General features: G+C 38.0%; 22 protein-coding genes. 11 read left to right on the forward strand and 11 right to left on the reverse strand.

The window, feature by feature from the left end; genetic code table 11:
• Positions 1–144: 144 nt before the first annotated feature.
• A complete protein-coding gene (locus tag DCC35_RS15535; protein WP_137091674.1) occupies positions 145–1494 on the reverse strand; it encodes a saccharopine dehydrogenase family protein in 1350 nt (449 codons plus the stop codon).
• Between the two features lie 89 nt (positions 1495–1583).
• Here DCC35_RS15535 and cdd point away from each other — a divergent pair, with 89 nt between their 5' ends.
• The gene (gene cdd, locus DCC35_RS15540; protein ID WP_137091675.1) at positions 1584–2069 is read left to right on the forward strand and encodes a cytidine deaminase; all 486 of its coding nucleotides are present in this window, start codon (positions 1584–1586) and stop codon (positions 2067–2069) included.
• Between the two features lie 29 nt (positions 2070–2098).
• Here cdd and DCC35_RS15545 read toward each other — a convergent pair whose 3' ends face one another.
• The gene (locus DCC35_RS15545; protein WP_137091676.1) at positions 2099–2494 is read right to left on the reverse strand and encodes a DUF1573 domain-containing protein; all 396 of its coding nucleotides are present in this window, start codon (positions 2492–2494) and stop codon (positions 2099–2101) included.
• A 55-nt stretch (positions 2495–2549) separates the two neighbouring features.
• The gene (locus DCC35_RS15550; RefSeq protein WP_246070043.1) at positions 2550–3950 is read right to left on the reverse strand and encodes an ATP-dependent DNA helicase; all 1401 of its coding nucleotides are present in this window, start codon (positions 3948–3950) and stop codon (positions 2550–2552) included.
• Between the two features lie 165 nt (positions 3951–4115).
• Between DCC35_RS15550 and DCC35_RS15555 the strand changes: the two genes are divergently transcribed.
• From DCC35_RS15555 to coaD, 4 genes are all read left to right on the forward strand, one after another.
• Positions 4116–4499 (forward strand): NUDIX domain-containing protein, encoded by a 384-nt coding sequence (locus tag DCC35_RS15555; RefSeq protein WP_137091678.1) that lies wholly within the window; start codon positions 4116–4118, stop codon positions 4497–4499.
• A gap of 63 nt (positions 4500–4562) precedes the next feature.
• Entirely contained in the window at positions 4563–5153 is a 591-nt protein-coding gene (locus DCC35_RS15560) for a hypothetical protein (RefSeq protein WP_137091679.1), read from the forward strand.
• Between the two features lie 24 nt (positions 5154–5177).
• Positions 5178–6047 carry a DUF3822 family protein gene (locus tag DCC35_RS15565; RefSeq protein WP_137091680.1) on the forward strand — a complete coding sequence of 290 codons (870 nt, stop codon included), beginning with the start codon at positions 5178–5180 and terminating at the stop codon, positions 6045–6047.
• A gap of 8 nt (positions 6048–6055) precedes the next feature.
• Positions 6056–6523, forward strand: a complete 468-nt coding sequence (coaD, locus tag DCC35_RS15570; RefSeq protein WP_137091681.1) for a pantetheine-phosphate adenylyltransferase — start codon at positions 6056–6058, stop codon at positions 6521–6523.
• Positions 6524–6530: 7 nt separating this feature from the next.
• Here the strand turns inward: coaD and DCC35_RS15575 are convergent, their stop codons facing one another.
• Entirely contained in the window at positions 6531–7220 is a 690-nt protein-coding gene (locus DCC35_RS15575) for an NUDIX hydrolase (protein ID WP_137091682.1), read from the reverse strand.
• A gap of 143 nt (positions 7221–7363) precedes the next feature.
• Between DCC35_RS15575 and pyrE the strand changes: the two genes are divergently transcribed.
• On the forward strand, positions 7364–8014 hold the full coding sequence (pyrE, locus tag DCC35_RS15580) for an orotate phosphoribosyltransferase (protein ID WP_137091683.1): 651 nt from the start codon (positions 7364–7366) through the stop codon (positions 8012–8014).
• On the opposite strand, the gene DCC35_RS15585 is transcribed toward pyrE, so the two are convergent.
• The 3 genes from DCC35_RS15585 to DCC35_RS15595 are packed head-to-tail and all read right to left on the reverse strand — an operon-like array spanning position 8011 to position 10623.
• On the reverse strand, positions 8011–8790 hold the full coding sequence (locus tag DCC35_RS15585) for a TIGR02757 family protein (protein WP_137091684.1): 780 nt from the start codon (positions 8788–8790) through the stop codon (positions 8011–8013). The genes pyrE and DCC35_RS15585 overlap by 4 nt on opposite strands.
• A 2-nt stretch (positions 8791–8792) precedes the next feature.
• Positions 8793–9842 (reverse strand): LysM peptidoglycan-binding domain-containing protein, encoded by a 1050-nt coding sequence (locus DCC35_RS15590; RefSeq protein ID WP_137091685.1) that lies wholly within the window; start codon positions 9840–9842, stop codon positions 8793–8795.
• Positions 9832–10623, reverse strand: a complete 792-nt coding sequence (locus tag DCC35_RS15595; RefSeq protein WP_137091686.1) for a hypothetical protein — start codon at positions 10621–10623, stop codon at positions 9832–9834. Before DCC35_RS15595 ends, DCC35_RS15590 begins: the two co-directional genes overlap by 11 nt.
• A 37-nt stretch (positions 10624–10660) precedes the next feature.
• Here DCC35_RS15595 and DCC35_RS15600 point away from each other — a divergent pair, with 37 nt between their 5' ends.
• From DCC35_RS15600 to DCC35_RS15610, 3 genes are all read left to right on the forward strand, one after another.
• Positions 10661–12001, forward strand: a complete 1341-nt coding sequence (locus DCC35_RS15600; RefSeq protein ID WP_246070044.1) for an NfeD family protein — start codon at positions 10661–10663, stop codon at positions 11999–12001.
• Between the two features lies 1 nt (position 12002).
• On the forward strand, positions 12003–12743 hold the full coding sequence (gene kdsB, locus DCC35_RS15605) for a 3-deoxy-manno-octulosonate cytidylyltransferase (protein ID WP_137091687.1): 741 nt from the start codon (positions 12003–12005) through the stop codon (positions 12741–12743).
• A gap of 90 nt (positions 12744–12833) precedes the next feature.
• The gene (locus DCC35_RS15610; RefSeq protein WP_175402839.1) at positions 12834–14084 is read left to right on the forward strand and encodes a D-alanyl-D-alanine carboxypeptidase; all 1251 of its coding nucleotides are present in this window, start codon (positions 12834–12836) and stop codon (positions 14082–14084) included.
• Here DCC35_RS15610 and DCC35_RS15615 read toward each other — a convergent pair.
• The 4 genes from DCC35_RS15615 to tsaD all read right to left on the reverse strand — a co-directional run bounded on the left by DCC35_RS15615 (position 14081) and on the right by tsaD (position 16943).
• Positions 14081–14587 (reverse strand): HNH endonuclease, encoded by a 507-nt coding sequence (locus tag DCC35_RS15615; RefSeq protein ID WP_137091689.1) that lies wholly within the window; start codon positions 14585–14587, stop codon positions 14081–14083. The two genes, DCC35_RS15610 and DCC35_RS15615, sit on opposite strands and share 4 nt — an antisense overlap.
• A gap of 3 nt (positions 14588–14590) precedes the next feature.
• Positions 14591–15388, reverse strand: coding sequence for a C40 family peptidase (locus DCC35_RS15620; protein WP_137091690.1), 798 nt, complete (start codon positions 15386–15388; stop codon positions 14591–14593).
• A 74-nt stretch (positions 15389–15462) separates the two neighbouring features.
• Positions 15463–15930 (reverse strand): SsrA-binding protein SmpB, encoded by a 468-nt coding sequence (gene smpB, locus DCC35_RS15625; protein ID WP_137091691.1) that lies wholly within the window; start codon positions 15928–15930, stop codon positions 15463–15465.
• 8 nt (positions 15931–15938) lie between these two features.
• Positions 15939–16943 carry a tRNA (adenosine(37)-N6)-threonylcarbamoyltransferase complex transferase subunit TsaD gene (gene tsaD, locus DCC35_RS15630; RefSeq protein ID WP_137091692.1) on the reverse strand — a complete coding sequence of 335 codons (1005 nt, stop codon included), beginning with the start codon at positions 16941–16943 and terminating at the stop codon, positions 15939–15941.
• Between the two features lie 96 nt (positions 16944–17039).
• Between tsaD and DCC35_RS15635 the strand changes: the two genes are divergently transcribed.
• Together DCC35_RS15635 and DCC35_RS15640 are read left to right on the forward strand one after the other, a co-directional pair.
• A complete protein-coding gene (locus tag DCC35_RS15635; protein ID WP_217495857.1) occupies positions 17040–21515 on the forward strand; it encodes a translocation/assembly module TamB domain-containing protein in 4476 nt (1491 codons plus the stop codon).
• Positions 21516–22823 carry a cryptochrome/photolyase family protein gene (locus DCC35_RS15640; RefSeq protein WP_137091694.1) on the forward strand — a complete coding sequence of 436 codons (1308 nt, stop codon included), beginning with the start codon at positions 21516–21518 and terminating at the stop codon, positions 22821–22823.
• Positions 22824–22840: the final 17 nt, after the last annotated feature.

Genomic DNA, 22840 nt, shown 5'->3' on the forward strand with positions numbered 1-22840 from the left:
AACCGATACGTCACATTTGCTGTTTTATAAAGTCTGAGCCAATAAACGAACCAGTTGAGCAGGAAATAATAATAAAAGAAGAGAATGGAGAATATTCCAAACTCTTCACAGAACTTTTAAGGCCTTATTATCTTAAGTTATAAATCAGTTTTCCTGTGGCTGAAATTTATATTCTTTGAAAACAACTCCCATGTTCTCAAGCTGTCCAAGGATAGGTAGATAAACATCCTTTTTGACAGGCCTGACAACGCCTTTAGATTTGATTTTGCCTTCTAAGATCATTTCAGCTGCAATCCCTAATGGGAGTCCAACAGTTTTTGCCATCGCCGTCCGTTCAGAATCATCTCCTTCAATCACCATAAAAGAGTCTATTCCATGATCCGTATTTCCAGCGGTGTATCTGAATTTATGGACCATAACGATTCGGTCATTATCATCCTGATCCATCGTCCATTTTTTCTTAAGGATATGTTCGAGTATCTGCGCGGGTGTTCCCTTTTGAAGTCCGACAGGAGTATCCTGAAACATATCAAGCCATTTAAATTTATGCATTACTTCCGAATCGAGATCAATTCTCAGGTAATGAGCTAATTTGAGCTCTACAGAATCAGTAGGATTATAGGCTAGAAATGAATTGATGAATTCACGATGTGTCATTTTCTCCACTCCTTCCATCTGGTATGAATCATCTGTTGCACCCAACTGAACAAAAGCATCCCAGGCACGACAGAAACCAGGTCTTCTCAAAGTACCCCGATAAAGTGTTTTAATGTCTCTCAATCCATAAATATCCAGGTATTTAAGCGAATCACGATTAGCATAACCTTCAAAATAACCGTGATCAGGCACTTCAATTATTTCCGTACGCCTGAATAATCTATGGTAAGGTATAAACTTATATTTACCTTCCTGAATAAACTTGACCGTGCCAGTGCCTGCCATGACTACATTCCTGGGGTTCCAGGTGAATTTATACTTCCAGGGATTATTTCTCTCCGTGTCTTCTGAGAGTAGTCCACCCGTAAATGTCTCAAATGCGGTTAATTCATTTTTAGAATCACTTTTAATCTCATCGATAACCTTCATTGCCGACATATGGTCAAGACCTGGATCAAGGCCACACTCATTGAGAAAAATGAGTCCTTTTTCCTTTACCTTTTCATCAAAAGCCATCATTTCATCACTAACATAGGAGGCTGTAATGAGATTCTTAGAATACTCAAGGCATATTGAAGCAACCATCACGTGCATATGTGCTGGCACCATGCTAATTACTATATCAGAAGCACTGATCAACTCACTTAGTTTTTTCTTATCACTCAGATCGAGTTGCACAGCTTGAACAGATTCTTTGCCGGCCACTTTTGATTGTGCCAATTTGAGATCCAGATCGGCAAGAATAAAACTCCATCCTTTTTTATTGCAACAATCGATCAGATAATCGATTAATACAGTAGATGACCTCCCTGCACCTATCACCAGTATTGATTTCATAATATTTTGGGTTTGTTGTAGGAGGCAAATTAGCTGAAATGCATTATCTTGACAAATTGATTTTATTTTTTAATAAGAATTTTTGAATTATGGCTGGCAAAACGAAATCCATAAATATAAACTATACCGAATACGAATCTTTTGATGATCTGACTCAAGACTGGCAAAACCTTGTTAAAAAAGCGGAAGAGGCCTGTGAAACCGCCTATGCACCATATTCTAACTTTAAGGTTGGTGCTGCTCTTGAACTGGAAAACGGAACTATTATTAAAGGAAACAACCAGGAAAATGCTGCTTATCCATCAGGGCTTTGTGCTGAAAGAGTGGCACTTTTTACTGCCCATAGTCAGTATCCTGATCAAAAAGTAAAAAAGATTACCATTTGCGCAATAAATAATGAAAATAAAAAAACAGGAGTTTCTCCGTGTGGTGGATGCAGACAGGTAATGGTTGAGTTTTCAAAAAATAATAATATTGAGGTCCTTTTAAAAACTAAGGAAGGGAAATTTCATCTTTTTACTAGCGCATTAGACCTCGTCCCATTTAATTTTAACAAAAAAAACCTGGACGGTTAATCCAGGTTTTTTATAAAATCTTTTTTTGATCAATTTGCTTTCGGGATGACATTAGCCCTTAATGATACTGCATCTCTGAAGGTGGTAGAGTTGCTTACTACGGTAACTACCTTATTTTGCACCCCTCGCTTATTAGTACTATTGAATACCACGTTGATCGATCCTTTCTCTCCTGGAGGAATCGGATCTTTTGGCCAGTCAGTTGCAGTACAACCACACTGTACAAGAACATCTGATATCAATAAAACTTCATTCCCGGTGTTCTCAAATACAAATTCGTGACTTACTTTTTCACCCTCAGTAATATCACCAAAATCAACTTTCTTTTGTTCGAAAGTTATCTTAGGCCCATTTTCAGTTTCCTGTGCCTGAATTGTTGCCGTAAATGCAAATAGTATCAAAAATAATACTGACAATCTTTTCATAACTGAATATAATTTTTTGATGTAATTAACGTCTAAAATACAAAAATCGTTCCGTTTATTTAGATTTTTCTATTAAATATAATTCTTTTTTAGCCCTGGTCACTGCTGTGTACAACCATCGCATATATTCTTTATCCTGTCTTTCAGGAGGAAGGTAACCTCTATCGAGAAAAACAGCATCCCACTGCCCACCTTGTGATTTATGACAGGTTAGGGCATAAGCATATTTAATCTGTAGTGCGTTGAGATATTCATTTGTCCTGATTAGTTCCTTCAGGTCTTTTTTATTCTTTGCTACCTGCTCAAGTTCTGCCCTGATCGTTATATACAATTCTTTTGAAGTTTCGGCTGAAAGGGAGGCCTCAGGCTGGTGAAGTGTATCGAGTAAAACTTTAGCTTCAACCGGTTCCTGATCCGGATAGTCAAGCATTCTAAACCTCATCCTCGCAAACCTCAATCCATACATTTCTTCTTCGGCATAAACTTTCATCACCTCGATAAAATCTCCATTGGCAATAAATCCTGCAGGAGCATCTTCGGGAAGAAAAAAGTAATTATTTCGGACTACCATTAGTAATTCTCCCGACTCTACCTCATGTTCATACCAATGAATGGTTTGCCTGATAAATTTATTATACTGAACAGCGGCAAAGTTACTACGGCACACAACAGCAGTATTTTCCTGACCGAATTTATCGTAAGCATATCGGAGCCCATCTTCCATTCGTTCAGTGCTCATTTTAAATATATCGGTAAACTTGTTGGTATTAAAAACCGGCTCAAAAACACCCTCATGCATTTTTTGACGGATATCATTGGCGTGAAGCAGAATTCCTGAATCCAGATCCTGACGTGTAACCTGGGTTAATTCTGCCATTTCCGGTTCATAAAAAATTATCTTTTCTATACCTTCCTTCGTCAAAGCAGGACTTTCATTTAATCCCACCGGTGGCAGCTGTGCGGGATCACCGACAATAAGCAGTTTGTTTTTGTTTTCAGGTTTTTCAAAGACATATTCAATCACATCAGTCAGTAATCCCTGTTTACCAAAGTTGAACTCATCACCAATCATGGAGGCTTCATCGACAATAAAAAGAGTTCGCTTAAAGTAATTAGGCTGTCGTTTAAAGCTTAAAGTTCCTGCTGAAGGATCATTTTGCTGCTTATAAATCACTTTATGAATGGTAAAAGCCTGGGAATTACTATAAGTAGCCATAACCTTGGCAGCCCTTCCCGTTGGAGCCATCATCATAATTTTCCATTTAAAAGCTCCCAGACATTTATTAATCATGCTTAGCACCGTAGTTTTTCCTGTACCAGCATATCCTTTCAGAATTAAAACATCCTCTCCCTCCGTACTTTTTATAAACTTTTCAAATACGTCCAGAAACTGCCCCTGATCATCAGTTGGTTGAAAAGGAAAATTCTTTACAATTAGATCTTTAATTCTTCCCAATTGGATTTATTTAAATTTATTGGCAATTTAGATAAATAGATACATGAGTAAAAAGGAAAACATAAGCTTTAAAAATAAGATCCGCAACCGGGTGATGGGATTAATATTTAATGATGAAAATGAAATCCTGGTAATTAAGCAGAAGCATTTATTTTTAAAGAATGAATGGTTTTTACTACCCCCGGAGGTGGTATTGACTTTGGAGAAGAGATGCATGAAGCACTTAAAAGGGAAATTAAGGAAGAAACTTTCCTGGATATAAAAAACTCAGAATATTTATTTATGTCAGAATTTATCCAGGAACCTTATCATGCAATTGAACATTTTTTTCTCGTAGAAGAATTTGAAGGAAATGCCAGGGTTGGATCTGACCCGGAGTTAGATGAGAATAACCAGATGATAATGGGCATTGAATGGCATACCGAAGAAGAATTAAATAATATAAATAACCATAGAAAACATAGGATATTTAATATTATTCCCGAATTCGAAGAATTAAAAAAGGCTTCAGGCTTCTTAACAGTTGTTTCCGACCAAAAGAATACTTAATTTTCGTTGTGATTTGCATTTCAAAATAATATAATTGCAAAAATAAAAATAAACTGGTACACAATGCTTAATAAGATTTTAACTGCTGTATTTACAATTATCGCGATCGTTTTAGCGTGGTTGATATGGGATTATTCTATTAATTCTGAAATTCGATTAAGAAGGAAAATCAAAAAAGTTGAAACCGAGGTAATACAAAATCTCGAGCAAATAAGAGAGGCTCAAAAGGCTTACTATGCTACTCATAAGAAGTATACGGAAAACTGGGATTCTCTGATTTCATTTATCGACACAGGAAAAATCTACATTGTTGAGAGAAACGAGGAAATCATCACATTAGAATATGGTGCTGACAGTGTGGTTGTAGAATTTGATACACTGGGTTCAGTGGGTGTTCAGGATTCACTTTTCAACGAAAGAAAATATCCTGACTTCAAGCTTTCCGAATTAAAATATGTTCCTTACAGCAAAGGAAAAGTATTTGAAATGGAAACTGAGCAACAGATCAAAGGACCTGTTAAAGTATCGTTAATTCAGGTAGTAGATCCGGCTCCATTCGATAAAACAAGAAAAGAGGATAACGATATTCCTGGTCGAAGACCATTGAGATTTGGATCTCTCGTAGATGCAACTCTTTCAGGTAACTGGGAATAATTTTTTCAATAAAAAAATCTTAACATGGCGTACAAGAGCGTAAGAAAAATCAAAGATACACGATTTAACATCGAACACTTAGAGGATTATGCGCTCAGCCTATTAATAGGCAGGAGTGATTTCAGAATGTTCGTAACGAATACTCGAGATAACTCCTGCTTAATCATTGAAGAATTTGAATACCCGACAGTCGATAACTCTACCGAACTCATGCAGGTACTCGATAAGATCTTCGATGAGCATCACTTACTAAAAGCAGGCTTCTGGAAAGTCGTAAAAGTTGCAATTAAGGATTGTCCATTCTCACATGTCCCTAATGATCTTTTCGAAAAGGAAAATGCAATAGACCACCTTTCAATGAATGGTAATGTCGATCAGGAGGACGTTGTACTTTATTACAAACACCTTCAGTCAGACATTGTAACAGTTTTTAGTGTAAATGAAGACCTATCTGAATATTTAAAAGGAGTTTACACAACTATTCCAGTTCACTTTGTTCATCCAAGTGCAGCTTTTATTGAAAACATCTACAAATACGACGATAAAACTGATGAAACTACTGTATTCCTCAATAAATCTAAAGAGGGAATATCTATTGCAGTTTATGAAAATAGTAAGATCGTATTTTATAATGAATTTGTTACTAATACAGCAGAAGCGGTATTAAAATATACCATGTATGTCTTTAATCTTCTTGGTTTGAACCAGCAATCAACCAGGGTTGTAATATGGGGAGATACGGACACTCAACATGAAGACTTCAAACTTCTCTATCAGTACATCAGGAATATTTCATTTGGAAGAAGGCCTCAATATCTTAAATGTGGCTTTGTCTTTGATGTAGCTGAAGACCATCAATACTTTGACCTGATGTCAATTCAGGCTTGTGCATAATCTCCAAAATGAGTAATAAGCAAAAAACAGCTATCTTCCCGGGATCATTCGATCCGTTTACTAATGGTCATAAAGACATCGTACTAAGATCTTTAAAGATATTCGATGTAGTTATCATCGCTATCGGCCATAACACCAGTAAACATAAAAGATACTTTGATATTGACTTAATGGTTCGTAAGATCGAAGAATCCTTCATAGAATATGGTGACCGGGTCAAAGTAGTTGTTTACAATGAATTAACTGCTTTTCTTGCTGATAAACTAGAAGCGAAGTTCCTAATCAGGGGATTGAGAAATACCACAGATTTCGAATATGAAAACAGTATTTCCCAGGTAAATGCGGATATTAATAAGGAGCTGGAAACAGTTTTTCTTATAACCTCTCATGAGTTTGCTGCTATAAGTTCAACTATCATAAGGGAGATACATCGATACGGTGCTGATGTATCAAAATATCTTCCCTACGAAATATAACTCTCTTTTAATCTATTTCAACTTTTTGCTTTTCAAGCACTCTAAGATACTTTTGATAGATATATCTTATTGAACGATAGCTGGTTAGTAATGACCTGTCCATTTCCTTTTTGGTAAACCATTTGATATCGGTAATCTTTTCTTCTAACTGAGGAGTCATATTAGAATCATCCAGGCAATCCATCAGGTACCAGTCTGTCCTTTTTAAAATTCGTTTACCATTCTGCACGTAAGTGTGCCAGGTTTTAACAACCTTTTCTTTTAAGCGCACCTTAATCGCACATTCCTCTTCAACTTCCCTCACTGCTCCTAATTCCGGAGTTTCCTTCTTTTCAAGTTTTCCTTTTGGGAAGTCCCATTTGCCAAGTCTGTATATTGCCAGCGTTTTCCGGTCTTTTTTAACAATACCCCCTGCAGCTTTAATAATCTTAAAATTACTCTTAAAATACTTGACTGCCTTTTCTTTATCTTCAAACAAAAACGTAATCGAATTTAATCTCTTGGCTTTCTTATCAGACAAAATTTCGATCACCTTATCTATGTGATCGATCTGAGCAGAACGCACAAGTAAATTATCTACCAGGTTAGCGTGGGCCAGATCAAATTCAGCTCCATCCACTACGTGATCATAAACATGGTGATCGTCCGATTCCTGGCCTCTGAAATAAACGGGGTTGTCATTTATAAATACCTTCATTTAACCACTGGTAATTTTAAACAATTAAAAAATCTTTCACAGACCTTAAAAATAATCAAGTATCTGAGCTGTCACAAGATTTCGATACTTAAAACACATATAAAAGTATTAATTGCTTAGATGATTTTGATTAATTTCGCGTCATGAGTTATGTAAATATTAATCCGGATACAGCTAAAAGAACAGCGTCTGAATTGATCGAAGTAGGCGCCGTAAAAATATCACCTTCAAAACCATTCGTTTGGGCTTCGGGATGGAATTCCCCGGTATATTGTGATAACCGAATCACATTATCTTTTCCCAACACTAGAAAGTACCTAAAAGATGCCCTTGTAGAAACAATCAGAAAGCAATTTCCAGAAGTGGAAGCTATCGCAGGGGTGGCTACTGCAGGAATACCACAGGGAGCTCTGACTGCAGACATTCTGGACTTACCATTCTTATATATCAGGTCAAAGCCAAAGGGCCATGGAATGAAAAACATGATTGAAGGCAAAGTCGATAAAAAACAAAAGGTAGTATTGGTTGAAGACCTGGTTTCTACCGGTGGCAGTTCCCTGAAAGCGGCAGAAGCATTAAAAGAGGCCGGTGCAGAAATATTGGGAATGGTTTCAATATTTACTTACGGTTTTGAGATCGCTGAAAATAATTTCAAAGAAGCCGGAATCAAGCTCGTTTCCCTCAGTGATTATTCCAATATGCTAAAAGAAGCGCTTGATCGAGGTCTGGTTAAGGAAAAAGATCTTGTATCATTAAAATCATGGAGAACTGATCCTGAAAACTGGAAGGCTTAAATGCCTTCCATCACTCCGAGTCCGAAAAGGGCCAGGTCATATTTCACCGGGTCCTCAGGGTTCATTTTTTTTAGATTTGAAGTAAGTTCCTCGGCAGCAAGCCAATCTGATTGTTTTCTTTTCAATAGATTGAGTGCCTTGGCTATACGCTCCACGTGTACATCCAGTGGACAGATCAGATCAGCGGTACTGATCTTATTCCAAATCCCAAAGTCAATCCCTTCTTTGTCCGATCTAACCATCCATCGTAAGTACATATTCAATCTTTTACAGGCACTTTTCCTTTCGGGAGTGCTGACATGCTTTTTTGTTCTCGAAGGTGAATCGGAAAGTGAAAAAAAAGTTCTGTGATAATTGATCAATCCCTGTTTTACGGGTTGTGAGGAATCGTTCGGATCAACATAGAATAAATCTTCCAGGGAATCATTTTCTGAATACCAGTAATTTAAAAACCGGATGAAATAAAGTAGATCTTCGTTATTGAAGGTCCGATGCTTAAATGAACTCAATCTTTGCAGTTCCTCCTCACTGTGTCCAAGGATAAATTCGTGAGGAGCCCTGTCCATCATGTCCATGAGCTCATTGCATTTGTTGATAATCGTTTTTCTTTGCCCCCACGCCAATGTAGCAGCAAATAAACCTGCAATTTCAATATCCTGCTTTCTCGAGAATGAATGAGGAATCTGAATCGGATCAGAACCTATAAAACCCGGTTGGGCATATTTTATCAGCGCATCATCTAAATGCTCCTTTACATCTCTCAACGATAATTTCATACCTAGTAAGGGAAATAAGAGAGCTGTACCCTGATCTTTTTATCCGCAGCACCCAATCGCTGATATGCTCTTTCAGACATTCTTAAGATCAGGTCCTGACTAGTATTAGAAGGCAACTTACCAATAACTCTGACGAACACTCTTCTTTTATTCGCTTCATTAATCACCTCGAGTAGGGTCCCTACAGGAGCTGTTTTATGCAATCCAAGATACTGATCATTCTTGCCTGTACCTTCGATAACCTCGGCTACACCTTTTTCAACAACTTTTTTGATGTCGTGAGATTGTACATCAATAGCCGGAACAGTAAACACTTCCCTTTCAGATCCGGAATTAGTATTAGTACTGGCTGTTGCGGTATTATCAGCTGTATTGTTGTTTTCTTTATCACTTTCTTTTACTGGCTTGGCTCCGTCAGGAGAAGTAACTACCAATACCTGCCCAATAGATACAGAGTTATCTGGTAAACTATTCCACTTTACCAGGTCCTCAACTTCTACATTATATTTTTTACTAATACTATAAAGAGTTTCCCCTCCTTCAACTTTATGAGTTCCTTTAATTTTTGTGTTTGAATAATTACCGGTATTTGTCGTTGTTTTACTCTGAGAAGAGCTACCCGATGGTGCTGATACAATCAATTCCTGTCCCAGGTCGATACTGTTACCATCGAGGTCATTCCAGGTCTTAATTTCATTGACGGTGATATTGTATTTTCTCGAAATCGAGAATAACGTTTCCTTTTTCTTTACTATATGCTTCTTTGTATTTGAAGATGATGGAGACCCGCTATTCTGTGCCTGGGCATTACCTTTTGGAATCATCACCTCCTGTCCTACTTTGATCACTTTCGAAAATTCAGGATTATATTTTTCAATCTCACTAATCTCAACATCATAAGCTTTAGATATCGAAAAGGCTGTTTGTCCTGCCTCAACTATATGAACAATAAACTTTTGCCCATCTTTCTCTCTGACTTCCTGTGCATTGATATTCAGTGCAGAACAAAATGATAGTAATCCTAAAGCGAGTATTAAAAATTTAGACTTCATAAGTTGAAATAGTATTTTTATCTTCAATCACAAAAAGCTTGCCGTTCATTACAAAATAAGGCTCCTTAGTCAAACCTTTCCCGGCACTTTCAAGTAAAATTTCTTTCAATAAGTTTCCCTCTTCATCAAAGATAAAAAGTTTATGATTAAAGAGCTTACCTATTTTATTATAACCTGAAATTAAAATAAAACTTTCGGTTTCCATGTATTCAACGGCCCCGATAGATGATTTTATATTTTTTGTCTCTAAAAATTCATTGACATCATCAAAATATTCCGAACCTTGGTGATATTGTGTCGGGAATTGTATTTCAGAGGTCCTTCCGGTTATCTTTCCAAAACTTTCATTATCTTTTAATAGCTCTCTGGATTGTGGATCATATAAAAATGAATCTTCGTCACCACCTGATTCTGTAAATACAAATGTATCACTGCCTGAAATTGATCCATTAAAGATCATATCTTCATATTCATCAATAATCTCTCCCTTTCTCCCGATAACCAGTGACCTTGCGACCTCGGGATTGCCTTCACCTTTATACTCATGAAAAACATAGTATTTATCAGACAAAAACATCAATCGCAACCACCATTTATCAGGAAGCTTTACTTCAATCGGGATGATATTCTCATTCTTGATATCGTAGCGGAAAAAATCTACGTCATCTAATCCTTCACCCCTGGCTTCAATTCCAAGACTCTTACCGTCAGAACTTATCACCGTTTGCCAGACCGGAAATTTAAATGTATATGAAAAAGTGGATTTAGGAGCTTGTTTCACTATTTTAGTATTTCAACTTAAAATTAATAAATCGACAGTGGTTAATAAACTGAAACTTTTTACCATTTTATATTTTTTAGTTTTCCTGACTGCCTTTGGACAGGAAACCAGTAAGGTACTAATTCTAACAGTAGACTCCGAGATCGATCCGAGAACAAACAGATATATTGAACTCGGTATGGAGAAAGCTGTGGAAGAAGGATTCGATGCCATCATCCTTGAACTTGATACTTACGGAGGCTTAGTGACCGATGCTAATGACATTCGTGAGAGGATCCTAAGATCTGAAATTCCGGTATATGCTTACATCAATACTGACGCTGCTTCTGCTGGCGCATTGATCTCAATCGCCTGTGATAGCATCTACATGGCTCCAGCTTCGAGTATCGGAGCGGCAACCGTAGTGACCCAGACTGGTGAGGCGGCTCCTGACAAATATCAGAGTTACATGAGAAGCATTATGCGGGCGACTGCAGAAAAAAGAGGCAGAGACCCGAGGATAGCTGAAGGCATGGTAGATGAGACCCTTGAAATTGATAGTATCTCACCAGAGGGAGATGTGATTACCTTTTCAACCACTGAAGCGATTAAGTATGGTTATTGCGAGGCCCAGGTAGATAGTTATCAGGACATCTTAGACCGAACCAACCTTACAGAGGCACAGACAGAAGATTTCACTCTGGGCTGGACTGAAAAAGTAATTTCACTGGTACTCAACCCGGTAGTCTCCGGATTTTTAATCCTGATTATGGTTGGTGGAATTTATTATGAGTTACAAACTCCCGGAATTGGTTTCCCAATTGCAGCATCGATCATTGCAGCAGTTTTATATTTTATACCCTACTATCTCAACGGACTTGCCGCCAACTGGGAGATCCTGATATTTTTCATCGGCATTGTTTTACTCGCATTGGAGATCTTCGTTATACCGGGATTTGGTATAGCCGGTGTGGGAGGCTTGATCCTGATCTTTACCAGTCTAACTCTTGTTATGCTGGATAATGATAACTTTAATTTCGATTTTGTTAATATAGAAAGCATCGTTCGTGCAATAGGAGTTGTCGTTACATCCTCACTGGTAGCAGGAGTAATGATGATAGTCGGGGGAGTTACAATCTATAAGTCTCCGATATTCAGCAAAATCGCTTTATCTTATGAGGCAACTAAAGAACTGGGGTATACTTCTAAAGTAAAAAATGAAGAAGACCTGACCGGAAAGATCGGAACAGCCTTTACCGTATTACGACCAAGTGGGAAAGTTACTATTGGAGATGATTACTACGATGCATATACCCGTGGAGAGTTTATTGCCAGGGGACAAAGAATAGTGGTAATTCGAGATGAAGGAAGTAGTTTACTAGTCAAAGCGAAAGCATAAAATGAAAATAACAGGAATAATACCAGCGAGATATGCCTCCACAAGATTTCCGGGTAAACCCCTGGTTGATATTGGTGGGAAATCGATGGTAATGAGGGTATTTGAACAGGTATCTAAAGTTGAAAAAATCTCTGAAGTAATCGTAGCGACAGATAACGAGGATATCTACGATCACGTTAATTCTAATGGAGGAAAAGCAGTAATGACCCGTGAAGATCATCCCAGCGGGACTGACAGATGTTATGAAGCATTAACAAAGTGTACCGGTGATTTTGATTTCGCAATCAATATCCAGGGCGATGAGCCTTTTCTGAAACCGGAACAAATATCAAGCCTTTGTGATGCTCTCACACCTGAAGTAGAGATCGGGTCGATGATGAAAAAAATCAAAGACAGAAAAGATTTATTCAATCCGAACGTTGTTAAGGTAGTGGTATCAGAACCGGGAAATGCATTGTATTTTTCAAGGCAGACCATCCCCTATCAAAGAAATAGCAAAGAAGCAGTCTGGATGGACAATTACGATTATTTCAAACACCTGGGGATTTATGCCTACAGAAGTGATATATTAAAAAAACTTGCTTCGCTTCCTGAGGGTAAATTAGAAAAAGCAGAATCGCTGGAACAGCTACGATGGCTGGAAAAAGGATACTCAATAAAAATGGTTGAAACTGATATTGAATCAATCGGTATCGATACCCCAGAGGATTTGGAAGAAGTAAAAAAGAAATTAAATTTATAAGAATAGCAGAGCCAGTAATCTATGTTAAGACATTTTTTTATCTCAATTTTAATAGTATTCGGGATTTTTACATCTAGGTCACAAAACCTGGTGGAAATCGCATTTGATACTACCCAGCTTTTCAAAGATAACTTTACCGGCTTCATGCTTTACGATCCGGAATCCGGTGACACGATCTATTCACTCAATGAAAGGAAATTCTTTAACCCGGCTTCTAACGTTAAAATCTTTACATTTTATACATCCACCCAACTAATTCCAGAAAGACTTGCTGCGTGTCATTATTTCTATCGTGGAGACACGGTATATATTCAGGGCACTGGTGACCCGACTTTTTTACATCCCGACTTTGAAGAACAGCCCTTGCTTGATTTTCTGAAGAAAACAGATAAAACCATTGTCTTTTTAACCGGTAACTACGAAGGTCAACATTATGGTCCGGGCTGGGCATGGGATGATTACACCTATTTCTTCAGTAATGAAAGAGCAAGCTTCCCGGTCTGTGGAAATGCAATTAGAGTTGACTTTGACAGGCTTGATAGTTCTTTCAATGTTTATCCCAAATATTTTCTCCCATCTACTAAACTAGACAGAAAAGGTAGTAGAGGGATTTACAGAGTTAGCCGGGATATGGCAGATAATTCATTCACGATCTATCCGTCTATGTTTTACAATGATGACCCGGTTAATGTACCATTGGAATACGACGACCAGGTTCTGACCTGTATTCTTGAAGATACACTTAGAAAACCGGTATTCATCAGGCGGTCGCCATTAGAATTCATGTCTCACAATGAAGACGAAATCGTAATGGAAGGGGTGAGAAGAGATACAGTACTGAGAAAAATGATGATCGACAGTGATAATTTTATCGCTGAGCAGCTCTTAATTAATGCTTCTTCATTTTATTCAGACAGTTTATCGACTAAACTCATTATCAATCTAATGCAGGATAGTCTGGCTGACCGCTGGGAAAAAGCCCCGCTCTGGAGAGATGCAAGTGGATTATCAAGATATAACTTATTCTCTCCGATCCATTTCGTTACCATTCTAAATCTCCTCTATGAGGATTTTGAAGATAAGGAGGAATTGATTTCTTATTTCCCTGTTCCCGGAAGTACCGGCACATTAAAATATTTTCTGGAAGAAGAAAAAGACGATCCCTTCTTATGGGGAAAAACCGGTAGTTTGAATAACAATTTCAACCTGAGTGGTTACATTAAAACAAAAAGTGGTAAAATGCTGATCTTCAGTTTTATGAATAATCATTACACTGAAAGAACCGCCCTGGTTAAAAAGAAAATGGAGAATATTTTCCGTATAATTCACGAAAATTATTAAGCGCTGGCCTGAGGAAAAAAATCTTCCCAGTCTTTGTTTTGGTTTCCCAAATAATCTCTTAAGAAAAGAAGGTAATTTGGCCTGTATGGCTTTTGTTTTAGCCGAAGTCCGACTTCTTCAGGAGTACTATTTCCCTTAACAGTATTACACCTTTTACAGGCTGTTACCAGGTTACTCCATGTGGTTTTTCCGCCTTTGGCCTTGGGTATCAGGTGGTCAACAGTAAGATCAGAAGATTTGCCACAATACTGACATTGATGCTTGTCCCTTCTAAATATATTTTGCCTTGAAAGCATGACATTTTTGTACGGCAGGTAGATATATTTTCTGAGCTTAATAACAGCAGGTTTGGGAAATGTTCTGTCAACAGAATGGAGAGCTTCTCCATCCACTTCGCGTACCATGTCTGCTTTCTCCAGGTATAGAAGAATAAATGCTTTATTTACTGTACAAACTGCCAACGGGCTGTAATCCTGATTTAATAATAAGACCTTCTGGCTCACTATTTACTCCTTTCTTTTTCTTATAACATGTCTTATCGCATGAAGTTTTTTATGTGTATAAATATTCTTCTCGCTATTAAATATACCTTTAGATGTTAGCTCATCTACACGAACCTTACCTGAGGCATGAATTATTTTATTGTTATCCAGAATAATGCCAACGTGATCTACTCTTCCTTTTTCATTTTCGAAAAAGGCTATATCACCCATGGAGGCATCCTCCGGTTTTACAATCTCCTCTCCTACCAATGCCTGCTGGGAAGCATCTCTCGGTAAAAAGTATCCATTTAATTTATAAACAATTTGAACAAATCCACTACAGTCGTATCCAAAAGGACTTCTACCGCCCCACAGATAGGGAGAATTATGGAGTTTCATTGCTGTATTTTTAATATCCTCCTCGGTCCCTTTACTCCCCATACTTTTAGATTCACCGTTAAAAGCGATCTGCTCTTCCATTTTAAACAACTCATTGGTTGATAACGGAAGTACACTTCCCACTACGATATCCAGTGATTGTTTATTAAATAAGATAGTAGAAACCTTTTCTGTTGAAATTCGAAAATCTGAAAAGGCAATCTGATCATAATATTCATTTGAAATACCATGGTGCTGGTTAGCATCTATCCAGCCTTCATAATCATCAAAAGCCATTCTGATCTTCTTCCATTCCTCTTTTTCTTCAATAATTTCGTAATGATCCCCAAAAAGTAATTGAGTAACCATCTCAGCTGCATGCCTGGGTTCACCACGCACAGGGACGATCGATAGTCTGCAAATACCTTTTTTGTTTATTTCCATACTTTTTGTTTCCATTAAATATACAGAACGATAATTAATTATGGCAGGTTGAAAGCGTACAAAAAAAAAGACAGCTAAAATCGCTGTCTTTGTAATTCCCTTTTCATATCCTTCTCTTTTATCGATTCCCGCTTATCGTGAAGCTTTTTACCTTTGGCAAGGGCGATATTTAATTTGGCAAAGCCCCGGTCATTTATAAAAAGTTTGGTCGGTATAATTGCCAACCCTTTTTCTTCCATTTTCCCCTTGAGCTTTTCAAGCTCTCTTTTATTAAGGAGTAACTTTCTGTCAGCTTTGGCTTCGTGATTGTAAAAACTACCCTGCTCATAAGGAGATATATGCATGCTTCTAACCCATAATTCTCCTTTATGGAATGTACAATAAGCCTCCTGTAGGTTAACCTTACCCATTCTTATGGATTTGATCTCGGTCCCCTTTAATACCAGGCCCGCAGTATATTTCTCCAGCCATTCATATTCGTATGAAGCCTTGCGGTTTTTAATATTTACCTGATTTTGTATGTCTTTATCTTTTTTACTCATTTCTGTTTTTAAAACTTTAATCTTGGTTCTGCCGATACAGACAGATCCACAAATTCGTTTGCCTGGTACTTATACCATGCTGCCATGGCTATCATGCCTGCATTATCAGTACAATACTCAAAAGCAGGGATAAAGGTTTGCCAGCCTTTCCTCTCAGCTTCTGATGTAAGTGCTGATCTTAATCCGGAGTTTGCAGATACACCCCCCGCTAAAGCTACCCGGTTAATTCCGGTCTGCTTTACTGCCTTTCTCAGCTTATCCATCAACATATTAATTAAACTTTGCTGAATTCCGGCACAGATATCGTTTAAATTTTCATTGATGAATTCTGGATTTCCTTTGAGCTCATCTCTCAGAAAATATAATATCGCTGTTTTGATTCCGCTAAATGAAAAATCCAACCCGGGAATTTCTGCCGGTGGAAAAGAATATTTTTCCGGATCTCCTTCTTTCGCATATTTATCTATCAATGGACCTCCCGGATAGGGTAATCCCATAATTTTAGCAGCTTTATCAAAGGCCTCACCTACTGCATCATCTTTTGTCTGACCGATGATCTCCATATCCAGAAATTCTCTGACCAGAACCAGCTGAGTATGGCCTCCACTGACAGTCAAACAGATAAACGGAAACTCTGGCTTCGGATCATCAATAAAATGGGCCAGAATGTGCGCCTGCATATGATTTACCTCGATCATTGGAATATTTCTGGCAAGGCTAAGGCCTTTTGCAAAAGAAACTCCGACTAATAATGAGCCTAATAATCCAGGTCCGCGCGTAAAAGCTACTGCATTGACGTCTGAAATATTTATATTTGCTTGTTTAAGTGCTTCGGTAACAACCGGAACAATGTTCTGTTGATGTACACGAGATGCTAATTCGGGAACGACACCCCCGTATTTTTCGTGTATATCTTGTGTGGCAATGATATTATTAACAACCTTTCCATCGGAAATTACCGAGGCGGCTGTTTCATCGCACGAGGACTCTATGGCTAAAATATGAATTGACATAAATTGAATAAGCAAACAAAATTATCGCAAGTTATTAAAAATAAGGTACTCAAATTACTCGCAAGAGTAATTCTTGGGCTGATCATCTTATTTTTAATGTTAACTGCACTTATTCAAATGCCTTTTGTACAGAGTGAGATCACCGGAAGGTTAAAAGCAAAACTGGAAGCAGAAACGGGATACAGGGTCAATTTTGACAAGGTCGGTGTGCTTTGGTATGACGAAATAAGCCTTAATGGGATTCAGGTTTACGATCGAAATGATAGCTTGATGGCTGACATTAACCGCTTGATCGTAAATTTTGACATCACCGGAATAACCAAAAACGGAAGAGTTCACCTCAATAAAGTAGCTCTTGACCGTCCGACAGTCCATATGATCAAGCATCCCGGTGAGGACACACTAAACCTGACAGTCTTTATCCAGTCTCTAAAAAAACTGGCCAGAAAACAGACCAAAACAAAAAGAAGAACCTGGGTAACATTCACAGACGTCTTTATTGATAAAGGATATTTCACCTATAATTATATTGAAAAAGACAGCTTTCCACCCGATCGTTTTGATCTTTTTCACTTTAAAATCAGTGATATAAATGCTCACCTGGAAGATTTCGAAATCTTCAATGATTCCGTTTCATTTTATTCAGACTTTCTGAATACAAGAGATCCGGTGTACAACAGGTTGCATATAGAGGATCTTCAGTCAAACTTTTTGTATTGTGACAACCTGATGTCTTTTAAAGATCTGAATCTGGATATCGGTGAATCAACGATTAAGGACAGCCTGGTATTTACATACAATTCTCCGGCTGCTCTGAGTTATTTCGTCGACTCAGTAAATATTGATGCACGAATTAATAACTCAATTCTCGATGCTAAAGACCTTAGCCTTTTCGCCACTTATTTTAAAGGTCAGAAAGCTAAACATGAAGTATCCGGTGTATTTAGCGGAGGAGTTACTGATTTTTCAGTATATGAATTAAACATAAATTATGCACAGCGAAGTAAGATCAGGGGAAGTATGGAATTTGCCGGTCTGCCTAATGTCGGTGAGACTTTTATGTTTCTGACTCTCGACGAGGCAAATATGTACAACGAAGACTTACAACGGATAATTCCAGGCCAACGTGATACACTTTTGACACCCCTGGGGCAAACTTATATTGAAGGGCAGTTTATCGGCTTTATTAATGACTTTGTTAGTAACGCGATTTTTGAAACTGAAATTGGCTATATCGAAACTGATATTAACCTAAAGCTTTATGAAGATGATAAGGCCGCTCGTTATAAAGGGGACCTGGTATTGAGCAATTTTGATATCGGAAAGTATTTTAACCAGCCTGAGAATTTTCAGGAAGTTTCACTGGTTGGAGAGATAAAAGGTTCAGGCCTTGTACTGGAAAATGCCGACTTTATTTTAGATGCAACGGTCTCAAGCCTGGGTATAAAGGGATATAATTATCAAAATATTGTAACTAATGCCCGACTGGCTAGTGAGTTATTCGAAGGTAAACTAAGCATCGATGATCCAAACCTTCAATTTACAACTGAGGGAACTATTGACCTGAATGAAGACAAAGAACTAATACAAGTTACTGCATCCCTGGACACTGCCTTTTTTCGTGAGCTCAACCTTAGTAAAGAAAAACTTTCTTTATCAGGAGACTTTAATATTGATGCCACAGGCCTTAGCATTGACAGCCTCAGAGGAAATGCTCAATTCAGCAACACTGACATAGAATATAAAAACAACCTACTTCATGTCGATACTTTGTCTGTAATTTCGAGAAAAGACACTCTTGGCAGGGAAATCCTTCTGACTTCCGACCTGGTTAATTTTAATGCTGAAGGAGATTTTAACCTGACTACAGCCTGGAGTGATTTACAGATATTGCTTAAAGAATACAAATACATCTTAAGTAATGAAAAAGAAAAGCTGAATACAATCAAAAAATCAAGTTCCGATGAATCGTATGATATTGATTTCACGGTAACCGGGTTTAATATGATGCCTATTCTGGATCTTGTTGAATCAAATTTGCAGATTCAGGATACAATAGCTCTGGTCGGGACATTTCAGAATGGAGAAACTTCTATTCTCAACGGATTTCTTGAAACGGATACCCTTCAGATCAAAAATTTAATTTTTAAAGATCTGTCAGTAGATCTTTCTACTTCAAAATTCCGTGACAGTACCAATGTGCTGGCATATGCGGTAGTACAATCTTCCAAACAAAAAGTAACTGAAGCACTTAATACCGAGAATCTTTTCTTTGAAGCAATCTGGAGTGAAAATCATATCGATCTCGAGTTTTTTGCAAAGCAGGAGGGTGTAGAGAATGATGCGACCATCATTGGCGAACTGGATTTTCTCACTGACAGCACCCGTTTAAGAATATCAAAAGCAGATTTTAATATTCTAAATAAAAACTGGTCAATAGATCAGGAAAACTCAATATCCTGGATTGACAGAGTCTTCAGAGTGAAAAACTTTGATATTTACCACGAAAATGAACAGATCAGTTTTGATGGAATCATTTCTGATTCAGTTTTTCACGAATTAGATCTCAATGTTAATAATTTTCAGATCAGTACATTAAATCCATTAATGAGGGTTAAATATTACGGAGAACTCAATAGTGACATTACTTTGGGTAATTTATTACAGAGTCCTGAAATTGATGGAGTCTTATCGATTGATTCGTTAAAAGTTGATGATTTCCTTGTGGGAAATGTACGTGGAGTATCTGAATTCAATAAAGAATCGCAGAAAATAGCTCTTGACCTGAATGTGATCAGACAGGGATTTGAAACAATATCTTTAAAAGGTGATATATTCCCTAAAAGTGATCGTAATCAACTGGACCTCGTGGCAACTTTTGACGACGCCAACCTGACAATATTCGAACCCTATCTGAAGAAGATTTTTTCTGATATAAAAGGGACAGCCCGTGGTGATTTCAAGATCACCGGTATGCTGGATTATCCGATCTTACGTGGAAATGGATTTATTGATGATGGAGGGATCAGGATGAATTATATGAATACTTACTATACATTCCGGGGAGCAATATTCTTCGACGAGAACCAGATCGGATTTAGAAATCTAAGATTACGTGATGTTAATAACGCTCTCGGAATACTTAATGGTGGTATTTTCCACGATGGATTTGAATATTTCACTCTTGACCTGAGAGGAGAACTTGAAAATTTCAAAGTTCTTAATACCACACTAAAACAAAATGAACTGTTTTATGGGGAGGCTTTTGCCACAGGAGACCTGGAAATACTCGGTTCTTTTGAAAATTTATACGTCACAGCAAATGCCACCAGTGAAAAAGGAACGCACATTCACATTCCGGTAAGTGATGAAGTGGAAAGTACGACAACCACAGATTTTATCACTATAGAGGATGCTGATAGCGACCCGGTAACTGAAGATGAAGAGGAGATAGAAGAAGAGATCGACCTGAGCGGACTGATCCTCGATTTCAATTTTGATGTTACTCCCGATGCTTACCTGGAAATTATTTTCGATGATAAAACCGGGGATATTCTTCGGGGATATGGTAATGGTAAGATAAAAATGATCATCGATACACAGGGAGAATTCAATATGTTTGGTGATTACCAGATCGAGCGTGGAGATTACAACTTTGTTTTCTATAATGTCATTAATAAACACTTCTCGATTCTTCCGGATAGCCGTATCACGTGGTATGGAGATCCATACCAGGGAGTTCTGGATATTCGCGCATCATATAGTAACCTTGCCTCTTTAAGACCAATCTTAAATATCCCACAAGATGACCAGGTAACAACGACCAATACGGACGTGGCAAGAAAATATCCTGTAAATGTACTGATGGATATCGACGGACCACTTCTTTCTCCGGCGGTAGATTTTGATATTGAGATCGGTGACTATCCACGACAGATGCTCGCAGAAGTACAGGCCTTCCACCGGGACGTTCAAAATAATGAGCAATACCTGAATCAACAGGTGTTCAGTTTACTGGTTCTTGGTGGATTAACCCCGAGAAACACATTTACAGTGGAAAATACTTTTGCCGGAAACAGTATGGGAGAGTTGTTGTCTAACCAAATCAGTTACTGGCTGAGCCAGGTTGATGATAATCTGGATGTAAACCTGGATTTCCAGCAATTTGAAACGTTCAGAGTTCGTTTATCCTATAGTATGCTCGATGGCCGCCTGACAATAACGAGGGACGGGACATTTAACAACGCTGCCAATGCTCCCGGGCTGGATAATAGTAACCAACCTGTTAATGAGCTAATCGGAGACTGGACTATCGAATATGTCCTTACCCAGGATGGTAAACTGAAGGTGAAAATGTATAACAAAACCGACTACAATAATATTTATTCACTTACCGGTTCGGATGTAAATGCAGGCCTAAGCTTACTTTACACAGAAAATTTCGACAACATCAACGAGCTTCTTGGAAGAGATAAAAAGAAGAAAAAAGAAGAAAAGGACTCTGAAGATGATGAAAAAGAAAACATTTCTGCAGGGGAAGCTGTTTTGAGGGAAGAAAATGACCCGGAATAAATGGCTACGGACAAAATAAATATCTTTTGGTTTAGAAGAGATCTTCGCACTGATGACAATCATGGCTTTTATGAAGCCCTGAAGTCAGACAAAAAAGTATTGCCCATCTTTATATTTGACAGAGACATCCTCGATGACCTGGAAGATGAGGATGATGCCAGGGTTACCTTTCTTTCGGACAAGGTCAACGAACTTCACGAGCAATTCAAAAAGCACAATAGTGGCCTTTTAACATTTTATGACACTCCTGAAAAGGCATTTAAATCTCTCGTAAAAGATTATGATATCGAAGCTGTTTATACCAACAGGGATTACGAACCTTATGCAAAAGAAAGAGATAATAAAATAGAAGAGCTGCTAAAGAAAGAAGATATTAGTTTTCATACTTTCAAAGACCAGGTGATCTTTGAAAAATATGAGATCCTGACTAAAACTGATTCGTACTATAAAGTGTTCACTCCATATAGCAGATCATGGCTTGACAAATGGGAAAAAGACAATATTCCTCATTACTGGAGTGAAAATAGTCTTTCGAATTTGTATGAAACCAAAGTCAGGAAACCACATCAGCTCTCAGACATGGGATTCAAAAGAACTGATATAGATATCCCAACTGACAACATCAATGAATCGGTCATCGAAACCTATGATGAAACAAGAGACATTCCTTCTTTGGAGCATGGTACCTCAAGGTTGGGTGTTCATCTGCGTTTCGGAACTATCAGTATCCGAAAGCTGGCTAAGAAAGCAGCAGAATTGAATGAAACATTTTTAAACGAATTGATCTGGAGGGAATTTTACATGATGATCCTGTTTTTCAATCCCAAGGTCGTCAATAACAATTTCAAGCCTAAATATGATGCCGTAAAATGGCAGAATGACGAAGAAAAGTTTAAAAAATGGTGTGAAGGAAAAACCGGTTACCCACTAGTCGACGCAGGAATGAGACAATTAAATAAGACCGGATATATGCACAATCGCGTCAGAATGGTCGTTGCCAGTTTTTTGTGCAAACACCTGCTGATCGACTGGCGTTGGGGAGAAGCTTACTTTGCCCGCAAGTTACTGGACTATGAACTTTCAAGTAATAACGGTGGCTGGCAATGGGCTGCAGGAACGGGCACCGATGCCCAGCCTTATTTCAGGGTATTTAATCCCACTTCTCAACTTAAAAAATTCGATCCGGACATGAAATATGTCTACAAATGGGTTCCGGAAATCAAAAACGGGGACTATCCCTCTCCTATTGTCGAACATAAAGCAGCAAGAGAAAGGGCAATTAAAACCTATGAACAAGCTGTGAAGTAAAAAGGAAGTATTAAGTT

It is taken from the genome of Mangrovivirga cuniculi (assembly GCF_005166025.1).
Lineage (GTDB): Bacteria > Bacteroidota > Bacteroidia > Cytophagales > Cyclobacteriaceae > Mangrovivirga > Mangrovivirga cuniculi.

What these genes read in the sequence shown, in the direction of transcription:
- DCC35_RS15565 (WP_137091680.1), top strand. Translation starts at nt 5,178, where the DNA reads ATGGCGTACAAGAGCGTAAGAAAAATCAAAGATACACGATTTAACATC.
- pyrE (WP_137091683.1), top strand. Translation starts at nt 7,364, where the DNA reads ATGAGTTATGTAAATATTAATCCGGATACAGCTAAAAGAACAGCGTCT.
- DCC35_RS15585 (WP_137091684.1), bottom strand. Translation starts at nt 8,790, where the DNA reads ATGAAATTATCGTTGAGAGATGTAAAGGAGCATTTAGATGATGCGCTG.
- smpB (WP_137091691.1), bottom strand. Translation starts at nt 15,930, where the DNA reads ATGAGTAAAAAAGATAAAGACATACAAAATCAGGTAAATATTAAAAAC.
- DCC35_RS15575 (WP_137091682.1), bottom strand. Translation starts at nt 7,220, where the DNA reads ATGAAGGTATTTATAAATGACAACCCCGTTTATTTCAGAGGCCAGGAA.
- DCC35_RS15620 (WP_137091690.1), bottom strand. Translation starts at nt 15,388, where the DNA reads ATGGAAATAAACAAAAAAGGTATTTGCAGACTATCGATCGTCCCTGTG.
- DCC35_RS15590 (WP_137091685.1), bottom strand. Translation starts at nt 9,842, where the DNA reads ATGAAGTCTAAATTTTTAATACTCGCTTTAGGATTACTATCATTTTGT.
- cdd (WP_137091675.1), top strand. Translation starts at nt 1,584, where the DNA reads ATGGCTGGCAAAACGAAATCCATAAATATAAACTATACCGAATACGAA.
- DCC35_RS15560 (WP_137091679.1), top strand. Translation starts at nt 4,563, where the DNA reads ATGCTTAATAAGATTTTAACTGCTGTATTTACAATTATCGCGATCGTT.
- DCC35_RS15555 (WP_137091678.1), top strand. Translation starts at nt 4,116, where the DNA reads ATGGTTTTTACTACCCCCGGAGGTGGTATTGACTTTGGAGAAGAGATG.
- DCC35_RS15545 (WP_137091676.1), bottom strand. Translation starts at nt 2,494, where the DNA reads ATGAAAAGATTGTCAGTATTATTTTTGATACTATTTGCATTTACGGCA.
- DCC35_RS15535 (WP_137091674.1), bottom strand. Translation starts at nt 1,494, where the DNA reads ATGAAATCAATACTGGTGATAGGTGCAGGGAGGTCATCTACTGTATTA.
- kdsB (WP_137091687.1), top strand. Translation starts at nt 12,003, where the DNA reads ATGAAAATAACAGGAATAATACCAGCGAGATATGCCTCCACAAGATTT.
- DCC35_RS15635 (WP_217495857.1), top strand. Translation starts at nt 17,040, where the DNA reads ATGTTAACTGCACTTATTCAAATGCCTTTTGTACAGAGTGAGATCACC.
- coaD (WP_137091681.1), top strand. Translation starts at nt 6,056, where the DNA reads ATGAGTAATAAGCAAAAAACAGCTATCTTCCCGGGATCATTCGATCCG.
- DCC35_RS15640 (WP_137091694.1), top strand. Translation starts at nt 21,516, where the DNA reads ATGGCTACGGACAAAATAAATATCTTTTGGTTTAGAAGAGATCTTCGC.
- tsaD (WP_137091692.1), bottom strand. Translation starts at nt 16,943, where the DNA reads ATGTCAATTCATATTTTAGCCATAGAGTCCTCGTGCGATGAAACAGCC.